This is a genomic window from Brevundimonas sp. UBA7534 (assembly GCF_002479325.1).
Classification (GTDB): Bacteria; Pseudomonadota; Alphaproteobacteria; order Caulobacterales; family Caulobacteraceae; genus Brevundimonas.
The window spans coordinates 1-13,845 of record NZ_DLMO01000038.1 but is presented as its reverse complement, the minus strand read 5'-3'; the positions used below and the strand labels follow the sequence as shown (position 1 = coordinate 13,845).

At 62.1% G+C, this 13,845-nt stretch carries 19 protein-coding genes, 1 tRNA gene and 1 pseudogene; 12 read left to right on the top strand and 9 right to left on the bottom strand.

Annotation, left to right across the window (positions count from 1 at the left end):
• The first annotated feature begins 70 nt into the window (after window positions 1-70).
• Both B2U11_RS02970 and B2U11_RS02965 read left to right on the top strand, forming a co-directional pair.
• Complete coding sequence (locus B2U11_RS02970; RefSeq protein ID WP_292069855.1) at window positions 71-919, top strand: DNA-methyltransferase; 849 nt, start codon at window positions 71-73, stop codon at window positions 917-919.
• On the top strand, window positions 919-1,443 hold the full coding sequence (locus B2U11_RS02965) for a hypothetical protein (protein WP_292069854.1): 525 nt from the start codon (window positions 919-921) through the stop codon (window positions 1,441-1,443). Before B2U11_RS02970 ends, B2U11_RS02965 begins: the two co-directional genes overlap by 1 nt.
• Here B2U11_RS02965 and B2U11_RS02960 read toward each other — a convergent pair.
• Window positions 1,424-1,570, bottom strand: coding sequence for a hypothetical protein (locus B2U11_RS02960; RefSeq protein WP_292069853.1), 147 nt, complete (start codon window positions 1,568-1,570; stop codon window positions 1,424-1,426). The genes B2U11_RS02965 and B2U11_RS02960 overlap by 20 nt on opposite strands.
• A gap of 208 nt (window positions 1,571-1,778) precedes the next feature.
• Between B2U11_RS02960 and B2U11_RS02955 the strand changes: the two genes are divergently transcribed.
• Together B2U11_RS02955 and B2U11_RS02950 are read left to right on the top strand one after the other, a co-directional pair.
• The gene (locus B2U11_RS02955; RefSeq protein ID WP_292069852.1) at window positions 1,779-2,165 is read left to right on the top strand and encodes a hypothetical protein; all 387 of its coding nucleotides are present in this window, start codon (window positions 1,779-1,781) and stop codon (window positions 2,163-2,165) included.
• Between the two features lie 46 nt (window positions 2,166-2,211).
• A tRNA-Ala gene (locus B2U11_RS02950) sits at window positions 2,212-2,284 on the top strand.
• 141 nt (window positions 2,285-2,425) lie between these two features.
• On the opposite strand, the gene B2U11_RS02945 is transcribed toward B2U11_RS02950, so the two are convergent.
• The 3 genes from B2U11_RS02945 to trmD form a co-directional block, all read right to left on the bottom strand.
• The gene (locus B2U11_RS02945; RefSeq protein ID WP_292069851.1) at window positions 2,426-3,346 is read right to left on the bottom strand and encodes an IS1595 family transposase; all 921 of its coding nucleotides are present in this window, start codon (window positions 3,344-3,346) and stop codon (window positions 2,426-2,428) included.
• Between the two features lie 124 nt (window positions 3,347-3,470).
• On the bottom strand, window positions 3,471-3,896 hold the full coding sequence (gene rplS, locus B2U11_RS02940) for a 50S ribosomal protein L19 (protein WP_292069850.1): 426 nt from the start codon (window positions 3,894-3,896) through the stop codon (window positions 3,471-3,473).
• A 1-nt stretch (window position 3,897) separates the two neighbouring features.
• Window positions 3,898-4,638: a tRNA (guanosine(37)-N1)-methyltransferase TrmD gene (gene trmD, locus B2U11_RS02935; protein WP_292069849.1), complete on the bottom strand. Its 741-nt coding sequence runs from the start codon at window positions 4,636-4,638 to the stop codon at window positions 3,898-3,900.
• A 158-nt stretch (window positions 4,639-4,796) separates the two neighbouring features.
• On the opposite strand from trmD, the gene trxA reads away from it, so the two are divergent.
• From trxA to B2U11_RS02905, 6 genes and pseudogenes are all read left to right on the top strand, one after another.
• On the top strand, window positions 4,797-5,690 hold the full coding sequence (trxA, locus tag B2U11_RS02930; protein WP_292069848.1) for a thioredoxin: 894 nt from the start codon (window positions 4,797-4,799) through the stop codon (window positions 5,688-5,690).
• A gap of 47 nt (window positions 5,691-5,737) precedes the next feature.
• Window positions 5,738-6,397: an LON peptidase substrate-binding domain-containing protein gene (locus B2U11_RS02925; protein WP_292069879.1), complete on the top strand. Its 660-nt coding sequence runs from the start codon at window positions 5,738-5,740 to the stop codon at window positions 6,395-6,397.
• 123 nt (window positions 6,398-6,520) lie between these two features.
• A complete protein-coding gene (locus tag B2U11_RS02920; RefSeq protein WP_292069846.1) occupies window positions 6,521-6,715 on the top strand; it encodes a Trm112 family protein in 195 nt (64 codons plus the stop codon).
• An 88-nt stretch (window positions 6,716-6,803) separates the two neighbouring features.
• Window positions 6,804-7,751: a glutathione synthase gene (gene gshB / locus B2U11_RS02915; RefSeq protein WP_292069845.1), complete on the top strand. Its 948-nt coding sequence runs from the start codon at window positions 6,804-6,806 to the stop codon at window positions 7,749-7,751.
• A 69-nt stretch (window positions 7,752-7,820) separates the two neighbouring features.
• Window positions 7,821-8,747, top strand: a pseudogene (locus tag B2U11_RS02910) (YifB family Mg chelatase-like AAA ATPase); the annotation flags it as partial.
• Window positions 8,748-8,819: 72 nt separating this feature from the next.
• Window positions 8,820-9,200 carry a hypothetical protein gene (locus B2U11_RS02905; protein ID WP_292069844.1) on the top strand — a complete coding sequence of 127 codons (381 nt, stop codon included), beginning with the start codon at window positions 8,820-8,822 and terminating at the stop codon, window positions 9,198-9,200.
• Window positions 9,201-9,251: 51 nt separating this feature from the next.
• On the opposite strand, the gene B2U11_RS02900 is transcribed toward B2U11_RS02905, so the two are convergent.
• From B2U11_RS02900 to B2U11_RS02885, 4 genes are all read right to left on the bottom strand, one after another.
• On the bottom strand, window positions 9,252-9,707 hold the full coding sequence (locus B2U11_RS02900; RefSeq protein ID WP_292069843.1) for a hypothetical protein: 456 nt from the start codon (window positions 9,705-9,707) through the stop codon (window positions 9,252-9,254).
• A gap of 231 nt (window positions 9,708-9,938) precedes the next feature.
• On the bottom strand, window positions 9,939-10,202 hold the full coding sequence (locus tag B2U11_RS02895) for a DUF3892 domain-containing protein (protein WP_292069842.1): 264 nt from the start codon (window positions 10,200-10,202) through the stop codon (window positions 9,939-9,941).
• A gap of 64 nt (window positions 10,203-10,266) precedes the next feature.
• Window positions 10,267-10,449 carry a hypothetical protein gene (locus B2U11_RS02890; RefSeq protein ID WP_292069841.1) on the bottom strand — a complete coding sequence of 61 codons (183 nt, stop codon included), beginning with the start codon at window positions 10,447-10,449 and terminating at the stop codon, window positions 10,267-10,269.
• Between the two features lie 545 nt (window positions 10,450-10,994).
• On the bottom strand, window positions 10,995-12,065 hold the full coding sequence (locus tag B2U11_RS02885) for an IS1595 family transposase (RefSeq protein WP_414632928.1): 1,071 nt from the start codon (window positions 12,063-12,065) through the stop codon (window positions 10,995-10,997).
• A 118-nt stretch (window positions 12,066-12,183) separates the two neighbouring features.
• Here B2U11_RS02885 and B2U11_RS02880 point away from each other — a divergent pair, with 118 nt between their 5' ends.
• Both B2U11_RS02880 and B2U11_RS02875 read left to right on the top strand, forming a co-directional pair.
• Window positions 12,184-12,507, top strand: a complete 324-nt coding sequence (locus B2U11_RS02880; RefSeq protein ID WP_292069838.1) for a DUF6471 domain-containing protein — start codon at window positions 12,184-12,186, stop codon at window positions 12,505-12,507.
• Between the two features lie 128 nt (window positions 12,508-12,635).
• The gene (locus B2U11_RS02875; RefSeq protein WP_292069837.1) at window positions 12,636-13,103 is read left to right on the top strand and encodes a hypothetical protein; all 468 of its coding nucleotides are present in this window, start codon (window positions 12,636-12,638) and stop codon (window positions 13,101-13,103) included.
• 113 nt (window positions 13,104-13,216) lie between these two features.
• Here B2U11_RS02875 and B2U11_RS02870 read toward each other — a convergent pair.
• Window positions 13,217-13,845: hypothetical protein (locus B2U11_RS02870; protein WP_292069836.1), on the bottom strand; the 629-nt coding region annotated here is incomplete at its 5' end.

Sequence of the window (13,845 nt, the reverse complement as noted above, 5' to 3'; positions counted from 1 at the left end):
CCGAGATTTATCGGTCAGGGGGACTTGTACGTCCGCTTCTGTCGGGGCATGGTGCGATAAGGTGACCGCCATGGAGTTCGCGATGACCTTAGATGCCTATTACGACTGCCCCGCCCGCACTCCGTCCGTTCACGAGAACAAGTGGGAGATCGGCAACCAGACCGTCGTTTTAGGCGACTGCTTGGAGCAACTGCGGGCTCGCCCTAGCGGCTCTGTCGATGTCGTGGTCACGTCGCCCCCTTACAATATCGGGATAGCCTACCGCAGTTACGATGATCGGCGTCCCCGCTCGGAGTATCTGGCGTGGTTGAGCGAGATTGGGCGCGAGATCGCACGCACGCTTAACGACAACGGCTCGTTCTTCCTCAACGTGGGCAGCACCAACGCTGATCCGTGGGTGGCGATGGATGTCGCGAACGCCTTCCGCGCCGACTTCACACTTCAAAATACTATCAGCTGGATCAAGTCGGTTAGCATCGGCGACGACACTGTCGGTCACTTCAAGCCCATCACAAGCAAGCGCTACCTCAACAACAATCACGAGACCGTCTTCCACTTCACGAAATCAGGTTCGGTGGAGATCAACCGCTTGGCAGTCGGCGTCCCCTTCAAGGACAAATCGAATATCGGGCGCTGGGGCCATGCGCGGGATAAGCGCTGCGCCGGGAATGTGTGGTTCATCCCGTATGAAACCGTCCGCTCCAAGGCTCAGAAATTCGATCACCCGGCAGGATTCCCGCCGGGACTCCCGGAGCGGTGCATCAAGCTACATGGCATCGATGATGCAGTAGTGCTCGACCCCTTCCTTGGCGCAGGTTCCACCCTGGTAGCAGCGCAAAGACTCGGCTGTGAAGGGATCGGCTTTGAAATTGATCCTGTCTATGCGTCGGCGGCCGTAGCGCGCCTGAAAGCGCTCTAATGGCGAAGCCGAAGCTCACCATCCTTGAGACAACTCTGTCGGCTGAAGAGTTGGGAAAGGCGCTTCGCCTCACGCCAGAGCAGGTTGTGTCCAAGTTCCAAGACCCGCGCGTCACATCTTGGTTCGCCGAACTCTGGGGAGAGAAGCTGTTCCAGTATACGGCTCACACGAACGCCAACTTTCCTGGCTCTGACGCCGCCGTCGCGCTGGGTGACATAGGTCGCTTCGACATCGCCGTTCGATGCTTCATGCGGAACACGCTCAAGTTCCAAAAGTCGAAGTTTATCGGCTCTGGTCGCAGCGCCACCATGGAAGACCTGATCGCTTCCGTTGAGGACGTGGAGCGCTACGTCGTCGTGGACCTCCGCCAGTTCCCGAAGCTGCGTTTCCTGCCGTTGGATACGAAGTCTCTCCTGCGCCTGATCCGAGAAGGCAAGCTGACGACGAGCGGCATCAGTCCCGCGCGGTTCGACACGTGGCTGGCCGAGTCGTTCGATATCACCGTCAAGCAGATTGATCTGTAGGTTCGTCGGGCTTAGGCGCGACCGCGATTTTTCGCACCTTGTCTTCAAAGGCGGCTTCGTCCTCGTCGGCCTCTAGCTCCCGCGCCATGTCGCGGAACTTGTCGGCTTGGGTTTTGGGTTCGTTCACGAGTATCCTTCCACAACTTGATAGCTATCAACCGGCTTGACGACCGGCGTTAACCGTGGTCCTATCAACCCGTGCCCGCGTGGTGGAATGGTAGACACAGCGGTCTTTAAAACCGAAGTCCTCTCCGGGGCGTGCAGGTTCGAGTCCTGTCGCGGGCACCATGTCTTTCACATCCAAAGGATAGCACATGGCAAATGCGAGAGAACAGATGAAAGCCCTAGAAGCCAAGCTAGAGCGCATCGAAGCAGAAATTCAACGGCTTCAGGCGGCGAAACAGGCCTTGGTGGAGCTTCGGGCCGAGATCAATGGGGAGGTTCTGGAAGTTGCTTCCAAACCTCGGAGCCGATCCCCCAGCGTCAAGCCCGTGGTGTTGGACATCATGGCCCAAGTCGGGGCGCAAGGAGCCACCACGCAAGAGGTTGAGGCGGAAGTCCGGAAAGCTGTCCCGACCGTTGCTAAGGACACGGTGGCGTCGGTTCTGTCCCGCCTTAAGAGTGATGGCGCGCTGGTCTACGAGGGCGAGCGCTATTTCGAGAAGCGCCACGCACCGGTTCGCCAAACCCCTTTTGAGACGGGGTTTCGAGTTGTGAGTTGAACGAAAAAGAGCCGAGGAGCGGTAACTCCTCGGCTCTTCCTTTGTGGGTCCCGTAGCTCAATGGATAGAGCGAGCTTTTTGCGAAGGCAGGGTTGTAGGTTCGAATCCTACCGGGACCGCACTTGGATTTGATCGAAAGCCTCTCCGGGGCGTGTTTCTTTCACATCCAAGGACATTGTGCATTTTTCCCCTACTTATGCACGTCAATCCTGTTGATTCCGATTTGATTGGCGTCTCTTGATAACGTTATCTGGCCCAACCTAGTTGGCGTACATCAGGCGCCTTCCAACGCCGCCAATCACCGCTCGCATCGCGCGCTCTTGATCCTCACACCCCAGCGCCGACCGGTTCGAATAACGGAAGTCGAACTCCGCAAGGTAGCGGTGCAGGTGCTTCTTCGAGCAGTGCTGATAGACGCCCTTCATGCCGCGCTTGAAGATCGAGAAGTAGCCTTCGATGGTGTTCGTGTGGATGGTGCGGTCGTCGGTCGAGACGTATTCGTCCTGACCGTGGCGGACCACGCCGTGCTCCGCGAACTGACGGCCGACCGCCAGATAGTGACCAGCTTCGTCGGTCATCAGGCGGGCTTCACGGTGCAGGTTGTCCAGCACGATAGGGGCGATGGTGGCGGGACGGATGTTGTCCACCACGACCGAACGGACCTGACCGGTGGAGCGGTCCACCAGCGAAAGCACCTTCATCTTGTGGTGAAAGGCGCGCTTGACCGGCTTGCCGGGTTCGCGGCCGATGTAGGTTTCATCGACCTCGACCGCGCCGCCGTCCTGACCGAAGGGCGCCAGTTCGCCAGAGCGCATGGCTTCACGGATGCGGTGCGCCAGGAACCACGCCGTCTTGTAAGTGACCTCCAGAGTGCGCTCCAGCTGCTTGGCGCTGATGCCCTTCTTGGACGAGCACATCAGGTAGATGGCTTGGAGCCACTTATGCAGGGGCAGCTTCGATTCCTCGAAGATGGTTCCCATGCGGACGGTGAACTGGCTCTTGCACTGACCGCACTTCTTGAGGCCGTAGCGGACGCGCTTCTCAGGGTTCGCCTTGATCGCGCTGATGCGATCCACGCCGCCGCACTTCGGGCAGACGGGTCCGTTCGACCAGATCAGGCCTTCAACGAAGCGGAAAGCGGCTTCTTCATCGTGGAAATAGGGCTTGGACAGAACGGACATGAGCGGGCCTCTTTGACCCGCTTAATCTAGCCCAAACTCACCAGGTTTGCAAAGTATATATACGCCAAAGCAAAAGGCCCGGCGTCGCCGCCGGGCCTTCTTCATTTCAGGTTCGAAGCCGAAATCAGGCTTCGTCGCCCGCCTTGTCGGCCGTGCCGGACTCCGGCACCACGGCGCCCTTGGCCGGGCGAACGGTCTGGCGTTCGGCGATCCGGGCCGACTTGCCGCGACGGTCGCGCAGATAATAGAGCTTGGCGCGCCGCACGACCCCGCGACGCTTCACCTCGATGGACTCGACGTTCGGGGACAGGATCGGGAAGCGACGCTCCACGCCTTCGCCGAAGGAGATCTTGCGGACAGTGAAGGTCTCGTTCACGCCCGTGCCGTCGCGGGCGATGCAGACGCCTTCGAAGGCCTGAACGCGTTCGCGCTCGCCTTCCTTGATGCGCACGTTGACGCGCAGGGTGTCGCCCGGCTGGAATTCGGGAATCTTGCGTTCGCCGAGAACGCGGGTCTTTTCTTCGGCAGCGAGCTGCTGGACGATGTTCATGTCATTTCTCCTCGGGCTTTGCGCCCCTTGCCTGTAAGTTGGCGAGATGCGCCGCCCAGAGGTCCGGACGTCTCTCCCGCGTGGTCGTCTCCCGCTGCGCCTGGCGCCATCGGTCGACCTTCTTGTGGTCGCCCGACAGCAGCACCTCGGGAATGTCGAGCCCCTCGAACGTCCGCGGTCGCGTGTACTGCGGATGCTCCAGAAGCCCGTCCTCGAAGCTTTCGGACGACAGGCTTTCGCCTGAGCCGAGCACCCCGGGGATCAATCTTACGCACGCCTCGATCGCCACCATCGCCGCCGCCTCGCCGCCGGCGAGAACCGCGTCTCCGACGGAGACCTCCTCGAACCCGCGCGCGTCGAGCACCCGCTGGTCCACCCCTTCGAAACGGCCGCACAGCACGACGATCCCGTCCGCCTTCGCCCATTCCCTGACGCGCGCCTGGGTCAGGGGCCTGCCCCTGGCGCTCATGTACAAAAGCGGCCGCCCCGGCCCCGGCAGGCTGTCCACCGCCCGAGCCACAACGTCCGCCTTCAACACCGCTCCCGGACCGCCGCCCGCAGGGGTGTCGTCCAGGAAGCCGCGCGTATCTGTGGAAAAGGCGCGGATGTCAACCGTTTCCAGGCTCCATAACCCCTTCTCGCGCCAGGCCGTGCCGACCAGCGACACGCCGAGCGGACCGGGAAAGGCCTCGGGGAACATGGTCAGGACGGTGGCCTGGAAAGGGGGAGCGGTGGACGGCATGGCCGCGCCCCTTAGCGCCAATAGGACCGCAAGGCGAGTTCCGGGGACGCGCGGCTTGCGCCCGACAGGGCGGCCGCGGTCAATTCGCCGCTTGATGGGAACGCATCCCGACGCCATCTGGACCGTTACGATCCTTCGAGCCGATGACGGACCCGACCATGACCTTCGCCGATCCCACATTGTCCGACGACCTGATCAAGGAGGGAACCGACGCCTCCTTCATGACCGACGTGGTCGAGGCGTCCAAGACCCAGCCGGTCATCGTCGACTTCTGGGCCACCTGGTGCGGCCCGTGCCGCACCCTGGGCCCCGCGCTTGAAAAGGCCGTGCGCGCCGCCAAGGGCGCGGTGAAGATGGTCAAGATCGACGTCGATGCAAACCCGGCCTATGCGGGCCAGCTGCGCGTCCAGTCGATTCCCACGGTGTACGCCTTCGTCAACGGCCAGCCGGTCGACGGCTTTCAGGGCGCCATTCCCGACAGCCAGATCAAGGCCTTCATCGACAAGCTGACCGGCGGCGAGGGCGGGTCGACGGAGACCGCGCAACTGCTGGAGCTGGGCGAGGAATCGCTGTCGCTGAACGACATGGGCGGCGCGGCCCAGGCCTTCGCTCACGTTCTGTCGATCGAGCCGGAGAACGAAAAGGCCATCGCCGGCATGGCGCGGGTCTATCTGGCCGGCGGCGACCGCGAACAGGCGCTGCAGACCATCGCCATGGCGCCGCAGGATTCCAAGGAGCCGGCGGTCCAGAGCGTGCGCGCCCAACTGGCCCTGTCGGCGAACGCCCCGGCGGGCGGCTCGGCCGAACTGGAAGCCAAGGTGGCGGCCGATCCGAACGACCACCAGGCCCGCTTCGACCTGGCCGAGGCCCAGAGCGCCGCCGGCGACTTCAAGGGCGCGGTCGACAACCTTCTGCACATCGTCAAGGCGGATCGCGAGTGGAACGACCAGGCGGCCAGGAAACAGCTCCTGACCATCTTCGAGGCGGCGGGCCTGACGTCCGACGTCTCTCGCGACGGGCGGCGCCGCCTCTCGTCCATCCTGTTTTCCTGATCGGGTTTCGCAGGGTCGACACACATTAGGGCGATACGGGAGTGAAGATGCCGCAAGGCTACGTCAGGGCGTTGGACCTTCCCCAGGTCATCCCGGTCTTCCCGCTGGCGGGGGCGGTTGTGCTGCCGCGCGGGCAGCTGCCGCTCAATATCTTCGAGCCGCGCTATCTGAACATGGTCGACGACGCCATGGCCGGCGACCGGATCATCGGCATGGTCCAGCCGCACGGCGGATCGGCGACCCTGCCGGGCCTGTCGCCGGTCGGCTGCGCCGGACGGATCACCAGCTTCGCCGAGACGTCGGACGGGCGTTATCTGATCACCCTGACCGGGGTGTCGCGCTTCCGCATCGCCGCCGAACTGCCGGTCAAGACGCCCTATCGCCAGGTGCGGGCGTCGTTCGACGCCTATGACGCCGACCTGATCGCGCCGCTGGAAACCGCCGAGTTCGATCGGGAGGCCTTTCTGGACGCCCTGCGAGGCTATCTGACCAACCGGTCGCTGGACATCGACTGGGACACGGCGGAGGGCGCGCCGATGGAGGCCCTGGTCAACAGCCTGGCCATGGCCCTGCCGTTCGAGCCGACCGAGAAACAGGCCCTGCTGGAATGCCTGACCCTGTCCGACCGCGCCGACGCCCTGAACGCCCTGATGCGGATCGACGCCGCCGACGGCGGCGAGGACGGCCCCCCGCATTCGATGCAATAGGTCCAGCGGCCGGATTTTGCTCTCCCTCCCACGGTCGCATACAACGGGCCTCAAGCAGCGCGAAGCGCGATAGGCCCCCAAGAACTACCTCAAGTAGTGCGCAGCACGATAGGCCAACCAAGAATGAGCGACGCCTTCAACACCCCCGTCTCGGTCGATCCCCGCCTTCTGGAGGTGCTGGTCTGTCCCGTCACGCGCGGCCGCCTAACGTATGACCGCGAAGCGGGCGAACTGGTTTCGCCCGGCGCCAAGCTGGCCTATCCGATCCGCGAGGGCGTGCCGATCATGCTGCCCGAGGAAGCCCGTCAGCTGGATTGATTTAATCCCGCCACCCAACCCTCACCGGCCCTCGGCGCGACGCGCCCACCGGGCCTCAAGCAGCGCCAGGCGCGATAGGCCCAAGAAAATGACTCTGAAGGTCGCCATCCAGATGGACCCCATCGAGGCCGTCAATGTCGAGTCCGACACCACCTTCCTGATGGCCCTGACCGGTCAGGAACGCGGGCATCGGCTGTGGGTCTATGACTTCCGCACCCTGGCGCTGGAGGACGGCCGCCTGTTCTGCCGCGCCCGGCCGGTGACGGTGCGGCGCAAGCAGGGCGACCACGCCGATTTCGGCCCCGAGCAGCGGCTGGATTTGGCAAAGGACGTGGACGTCATCCTGATGCGTCAGGACCCGCCCTTCGACATGGCCTATGTCACCGCCACCTATCTGCTGGAGCGGGTGCATCCCACGACCCTGGTGGTCAATGATCCGGCCGAGGTGCGCTCGGCGCCCGAAAAACTGCTGGTCACGCGCTTTCCCGACCTGACCCCGCCCACCCTGGTCAGTTCCGACCCTGTCGCCTTGGTCGCCTTCCACGAGAAGCACGGCGACGTGGTGCTGAAGCCGCTGCACGGCGCGGCCGGATCGGGCGTGGTGCGGCTGAAGGCCGGCGATCCGAACCTGGAGGCCCTGATCGAGATCCACGCCATGGCCTCGCGCGATCCGCTGGTGATCCAGAAGTTCATTCCCGCCGTCTCGGCCGGGGACAAGCGCATCCTGCTGGTCGACGGCGAACCTGTCGGCGCGATCAACCGCATTCCGGCCAAGGACCAGGTCCGCTCCAACCTGCGGGTCGGCGGCACGGCCGCCCCGGTCGAACTGACCGCGCGCGACAAGGCAATCTGCGCCGCCATCGGCCCGACGCTGAAGGAACGCGGCCTGATCTTCGTCGGCATCGACGTGATCGGCGACTGGCTGACAGAGATCAACGTTACCTCGCCCACGGGCGCCCAGCAACTGCTCAACTTCACCGGCGTCGACGCCACCGCCGCCATGTGGGAGGTGATCGAGAAGAAGCGCGCCGCCTGAGTTGCAGTGACACTACTTGAATTAGATTATAGTTCATGGTTCGTTCTCCGCAGGTAGCGGGAGAACGGCATGGTTGCGCGAGTCGTGACGGTCGCCTTCGACGGGGTCGAGGCGCGGCGGGTTGACGTTGAGGTCCAGTTGGTCGGCAGCGACGGGCCGACGGTCTTCAACATCGTCGGCCTGCCCGACAAGGCGGTGGCCGAAAGCAAGGAGCGCGTACGCGGCGCCTTCGCCGGCGTCGGCCTGGCCCTGCCGGCCAAGCGGATCATCGCCAACCTCGCGCCGGCCGACCTGCCCAAGGAAGGCAGCCATTTCGACCTACCCATCGCGTTGGCCCTTATGGCGGCGATGGGGGTGATCGCGCCGGACGCGCTGGACGGCTGGGCCGCCATCGGCGAACTGGGGCTGGACGGTCAGATCGCGCGGGTCGGCGGGGCCCTGCCCGCCGCGGTGGCGGCCGACGCCATGGGCCTGGGCCTGATCTGCCCGGAGGCGACGGGGCCGGAAGCCGCCTGGGCGGGCGGCACGCGCATCCTGGCGCCGCGCTCCCTGATCGGCCTGGTCAATCATTTCAAGGGCGTCCAGGTGCTGCGCGCGCCCGAACCCGGGCGTCTTGCCGGCGGCGGCGTCGTGCCCGATCTGCGCGAGGTCAAGGGCCAGGAAAGCGCCAAGCGCGCGCTGGAGATCGCCGCCGCCGGAGGCCACAATCTGTTGTTCATGGGTCCGCCGGGATCGGGCAAGTCGATGATGGCCCAGCGCCTGCCGGGCCTGTTGCCGCCCCTGACGTCGCGCGAACTCCTGGAAACCTCGATGGTCTGGTCGGTGGCGGGCCTGATCGAGCGCGGCGCCCTGACGCGCGACCGCCCCTTTCGCGCCCCCCACCATTCGGCCTCGATGGCGGCCCTGACCGGCGGCGGTCTGCGCGCGAAACCGGGCGAAGCCTCCCTGGCGCACAACGGGGTGCTGTTTCTGGACGAACTGCCCGAGTATTCCGTTGTTATGGCGCAAACGCACCTAGCGTCCTAAACGGCTTCACTCACCGTCAACCAGCCCAGCCACGAGACCAGTATGATGCGCGAACTTATCGACCTGATCGCCGATGGCCCCGTGCTCGACGCGGTGCTCGTAGCACCCCATGCCGAGGCGTCGCTTCTGCTGGAAGGCAAGACGATCGACGGCCGATTCAAGAACGGCATCCGAATAGATCGACCTACCCATCTCGGTGATGGGTCGGGAGATGTTCACGCACATGTCTTTGGTCGCCACGGCGACCAGGTTGTGGCGGTGAACTTGGACGGTAGTGGTAGCCACGGAACGAAGGGTAGATTGAGCAAAGAAGACGCTGCGGCCCTCTCGGCACAAGGGTTCAAGATCAGGTCAGACAGAGTGGTCGAGTGGGTCGTCGTCGACTTCGACTGGACGCTCTTGAACGAGTCTTTCGGCGGCTGAGATCATGACGACCTTAGTGATGGGAGGCGGGCCAGAGGCCCGCCTCCAAGTTCACGCCGCCTTCTCAGCTTTTGCCTGATCGTTCGCCGCAACCGGCTGCTTGCTCTTTCGGCCACGCCGCTCCGTTTCGATGCACGCCCGGAGCGACCGTGCCGACTGTGCGGTAGCCAGCCGACACTCTTCACCCCCATCGCATCGTTCTTCAACGATCCGTTCGCCCGCAAGAACTTCCCCGAATGATATGACTGCGAGTTCGCTGACGGTCATAAAGTTACGAAGGTTGGTCTTGGGTCCCAGGCCGCGCTCAACCCGCAACCGCTGGGCGCTCTTACCGAGCGCCTCGACGTACATGGTGTTGGTGCAGACGGCGTAGTCCTTGCCCTTTGCGCCATGAAACTTCAGCACATCGGTAAAGTCGTGCCTGACGGCGCGAGCGATCTCTCGCTGGCGACGCCATGGATCGGCCTCTGACGAAATCCGCTGGACGCGGGAGTCGGGGGATGTCATGCGTTCGGTAGCCTTCTAATGGCGGCCCTCGGGCCGATGGAGGTCAGGTCGAACAGAGGCCGGCCCTGCAAATCTGGTCCTCTGTTCGTAGCCGCTCGTTCCAGCGGAAGAATCTGGAACAGACGGGCAACACCTATGGGGCGCAGATGGTCGCCGACTCGTCAACCTGCTCAACTTGGCGGCAACGAATGATGCGGCGACGCACGTCGCGCGTCGCCGCTTTCGGCATTTTCAGCAGTCGGGCAGGTCGTCCAGATTGTTCCGGGTCGTCGTGTCGCGATCCGTCCGCAGGTATTTTCCTTTGGTGGAATCGTTGACGACCCTGATCTCCGTCCGCCCGCTCGTCCACGGCACATGATAGGTGTGAATGCCGTTCTCGATGTCGTGGATTGCATCTGCTTTTGAGCGGGGCGACCACGGATCGCCTTCGTTGCAGAGGCGGGTAATGTCCCCCTGCGAGTTTTTCCCGGTTTTACGCACAGCACGATCGGCCATTCTGTGGCCCTTTCGGTAAGGCCGGATTGACCCTGAGTGCGACACCGATTCTACTCGGCGGGCTTCACAGCACCGGGGCCGCCTCGGCGGTTTCGACGAGCCCGCGATGTTGACGCATCGCGGGCTCATTCACATTCTGACGATTCGTGACCAGAGTCTTCAGGTTGCAATGGCCGTCACGCGCCCTTTGATGGGGACGGATATGGCTGCACTGTGGACCGGAGGTCACGCCGGCGAAGCCGGTCATGAGCGCAGCCGAAGGCAAGCGAGTGAAATTGACGGTCCGTTTAGGCCGTCTGGTCACCTGATCTTAGACGCTGGCAATCCTTGCTGCCGCTATGACCAGCCCAATCCGCGCTAAACTCGAACGTGACTATCGCATCTGCATGTCCCGTTACGAGCGCGCTGAACTTGCTACCGAAACTATGATCGGTGTCGCGATGATAGCGGCGGCCGACAAGCGGATCGTCGCGGAGCGGAAGGTCCTCAAAGAGAAGATGGAGAAACTGGACTACCTCCTCCGATCCCAGGTCGATGCTCTCTGGACACCTGACCACCTAACACCGCTTCACCAGCATAAGCCGGGACGCCAAGGCGCAATCTCCAAGTCCGCCTATCGTGTGCTGAAGGCGGCGAGAGAGCCGATGCCCGTGCGGGCCATCGCAAGGATGGTGGCTGTCGATCTTAAGGTGCCGGCTACGGAGCGCGAGATCGCGCGACTGGACGCAGCCATCCACGGCTCTATGAAGCGGCGCCTGGCTGATGGTGACGTTGAGAAAGTCGAGGGCAAACCTATACGGTGGCGCGTGCCGTGTAAGAAATCGGCTTGGGTTTCGCCCCCCTCGCTTTCTGCGTCCGCACCTTTAAGGCGCGCCGCCGATTGAGATCACGGACACTCTTCGGCCGCTTCTGCCAATAGCCAGCGAGTTCGAGATCGGGCGAGATCGTTGCCGCGCTGCCGAGCAGCTTCCGAAACTGCTGACCATTGCTTAACCGGCGAAAATCATCGCGCCACGAAAACTCGTGCGCGAACCGCTGCGCGTGGTTCCCCGAAATGTGGAGGTAGACACCTCGCTCGCCCCGACGGATTCGAGTGTGCTGCGACTCGACAGGGTTGGTGTGAACCCCACCAACCACCAGACCGAGGCTATGGTTGACCGTAGAATGCTCCTCAAAATGCAGGTGTAGTTTGCTAAAAGCGGGCTGCTCATCAGTGATGATGTGTGCTGATTGGGCTACGACCTTCTTGATGATGTCGACTGCCGCCTTTTCGTTCGCAACAACAACGGCGCGAGACCGCCCTCCAGGACGTCGCTCGCGCATCGTGACGATTGACCGGCGCTTGCCGCTGAACTGCTTCCGACCGTCCGATTCGCGATCCACAACCATGTTCTCTTGGCGAATGTAGCCGCCAATCCACAAGCCGTCGATGTCGACTTCGCCTGTCAACTGGTATTGGATTTGCATCGCCATCTGGGCTCGGCGTAATTTCGCCAGCAGCACGAACGCCGTTTTGTAGGCGCAGCCAAGGTCGCGGCTTAGGCGCAGCGCGGCGTTACCGTTCACCCCATTCACGAACAGCAAGATGGCGACCAGGATGTCCTTGATGGCCATCTTGCGTCCCCGGAACAGCGTGCCAGATGTCAGCGTAAAACGGTGGTCGCAAGCCTTACACTTGAACTCACGCCGGACCTTGTAGGTGTAGATGGCGTCACAGCCGCACCGAGGACAAAAAGGCTCACCACCGTTTTCCGCGAACCGCATCTCCTTAAAGACCGCATAGGCCTCGTCGTCACTCATACGAGCGACTTCGAGAACGCTAAGCGTCCGGGCTTTCGCCGAAAGAAGAAAATGCTGGCCCAACCCGTCCTTTCCGCTACAAGTGACATCAGATGTGATGTCACTCGCACGGTTTAGGCGAGAGAGTCAAGGCAATCGTCATCGCATATGATGACGGACGACATTAGAAGCGGTGATTAGAATGGCCGATGAGTCGGGCGAGTTCGTCGACGATTTCGACCCCAAGGCCAACGCTGCGGCCATGGATGCGGCAGGGTTGAGTGTCGCCAAGGGCCTGTTGAAGGCGGAAATGGCGAAGCGTCGGCTTACCTATGAAGGCCTAGCAAACTTGATGTGGGACCACGGGATCGAAGAAAACGAACGGAACCTTCGCAACAAGGTCTCACGCGGCGGTTTTTCCGCTGCATGGTTCTTTGCCGTCATGATGATGATGGAGGTGAAGATGCTCGACATGTCCCACTCGTATGAGACGGTGTCCGATTATCTCAACAGGCCTGCGACGTAGTTGAGCGGGCAATCGAGCGGCCCGGAAAATCCGACGCCAAATGAAGCGTCACCGGCCTAGATCGCAGGACTTTATCGCGCTAGCACCAGACCAACTGAAATCGGGATTGAACAGCTAGGCCATATCTGATGCATCCAGCGACCTTCGATCTACGACGTTGCATTTCTACGGAACGCAGCATCCTCCATCACGCACTGAAACATGCCGAACACAGCATGAAACATTTGGCGTGGCAGGACGGTCTCTCACCCCAGGGCAGAGAAATATATGAGCGGTCGAAGCAGGATTTGGCAGCCATTATGAACGAGAACCCAGAGACTGTTGTCATTCAGACCACTACATACCGCGTTCCTGATTTTTCTTCTGTGAGCGGCGGGTCCAACGGGGCTGTTGAGGCCGTTATCAACGAAGAGGTAGCCAACCTGCGTGCGGAACGAAACGAGTATCTTGCTAGAATCTCTGGGCAGGTCATTCGGACTGGTGCAAGCCAACAGTTCATCAAGGCTGTTGCGCTGCTCGCGGGGCCGAAGGCTTTGGATGATTTGAGGCTCGTGATGCCTGAAGTTTTCGTCGGCGACACCACGCTGGCAACATAAGCCCAAACGAACGCAGCCCTTGCTCGGCCTCACAAAGCAAGTTCCTGGGATTGAGTGGCTTGGGCGACATAGCAGGGCTCTCGGCGAGGTGTGTCACTGATGCGTCTGTGTCGCTAGGCACACACATAATCAGGCCAAGTTGCACCGTAGTCAGCTAGTTCAGGAGTGGCGGAGACGATGGTAATCCAACTGCCCAGCGGGCTTCGTTTAACGCGCGTCAGCGCCGCATAAATCAGCGCCTTGCTTTCCGGTGTCCAGGCTTGGCTGACATAGACCACGAGCATTCGCGACTCCCAGCCCTTGAAACTGTGAAGGGTGGTCGCCTTGATCTCGGCGCGCCCCATGTAAAGGCCCATCTTTTCGCGTCTACGCTGGGCGTAATCACGCCCAAAAGTAGCAATCGTTGCAACCCCGTTGCGCATCAGGCCATCGCAGACGAGCGAGCCCAATTTCGCATCATCACAGAGGAATGTGATGTCGGCATTGGCAACACCGGCAGAGCCTGTCCGACCCATCAGCCTCAAAAGTTCTGCTACACAAGTGGTAACGCCCTTATCGTCGTTGCATTGCACCCATCGCAGGTGGGCGGGATCAATCGCAAGTGACTGCTGTTCGGTGTCGGGGAGGTCAGTGGTTTCGCTGGGGAGGTATCGGTTCGCAAATTCCCTCGTGTGATCCTGAACAAGTGGAGGCAGGCGATAGCTAGTTCGAAGATGCGCCCACCTGCCGCCGGCGAACCCCA

Coding starts and splice junctions, on each gene's coding strand:
- trxA (WP_292069848.1), top strand. CDS start 4,797: ATGACCTTCGCCGATCCCACATTGTCCGACGACCTGATCAAGGAGGGA.
- B2U11_RS02945 (WP_292069851.1), bottom strand. CDS start 3,346: ATGTCCGTTCTGTCCAAGCCCTATTTCCACGATGAAGAAGCCGCTTTC.
- B2U11_RS02895 (WP_292069842.1), bottom strand. CDS start 10,202: ATGGCCGATCGTGCTGTGCGTAAAACCGGGAAAAACTCGCAGGGGGAC.
- B2U11_RS02890 (WP_292069841.1), bottom strand. CDS start 10,449: ATGACCGGCTTCGCCGGCGTGACCTCCGGTCCACAGTGCAGCCATATC.
- B2U11_RS02905 (WP_292069844.1), top strand. CDS start 8,820: ATGATGCGCGAACTTATCGACCTGATCGCCGATGGCCCCGTGCTCGAC.
- B2U11_RS02920 (WP_292069846.1), top strand. CDS start 6,521: ATGAGCGACGCCTTCAACACCCCCGTCTCGGTCGATCCCCGCCTTCTG.
- trmD (WP_292069849.1), bottom strand. CDS start 4,638: ATGCCGTCCACCGCTCCCCCTTTCCAGGCCACCGTCCTGACCATGTTC.
- rplS (WP_292069850.1), bottom strand. CDS start 3,896: ATGAACATCGTCCAGCAGCTCGCTGCCGAAGAAAAGACCCGCGTTCTC.
- B2U11_RS02955 (WP_292069852.1), top strand. CDS start 1,779: ATGAAAGCCCTAGAAGCCAAGCTAGAGCGCATCGAAGCAGAAATTCAA.
- B2U11_RS02965 (WP_292069854.1), top strand. CDS start 919: ATGGCGAAGCCGAAGCTCACCATCCTTGAGACAACTCTGTCGGCTGAA.
- B2U11_RS02925 (WP_292069879.1), top strand. CDS start 5,738: ATGCCGCAAGGCTACGTCAGGGCGTTGGACCTTCCCCAGGTCATCCCG.
- gshB (WP_292069845.1), top strand. CDS start 6,804: ATGACTCTGAAGGTCGCCATCCAGATGGACCCCATCGAGGCCGTCAAT.
- B2U11_RS02875 (WP_292069837.1), top strand. CDS start 12,636: ATGCATCCAGCGACCTTCGATCTACGACGTTGCATTTCTACGGAACGC.
- B2U11_RS02900 (WP_292069843.1), bottom strand. CDS start 9,707: ATGACATCCCCCGACTCCCGCGTCCAGCGGATTTCGTCAGAGGCCGAT.
- B2U11_RS02880 (WP_292069838.1), top strand. CDS start 12,184: ATGGCCGATGAGTCGGGCGAGTTCGTCGACGATTTCGACCCCAAGGCC.
- B2U11_RS02970 (WP_292069855.1), top strand. CDS start 71: ATGGAGTTCGCGATGACCTTAGATGCCTATTACGACTGCCCCGCCCGC.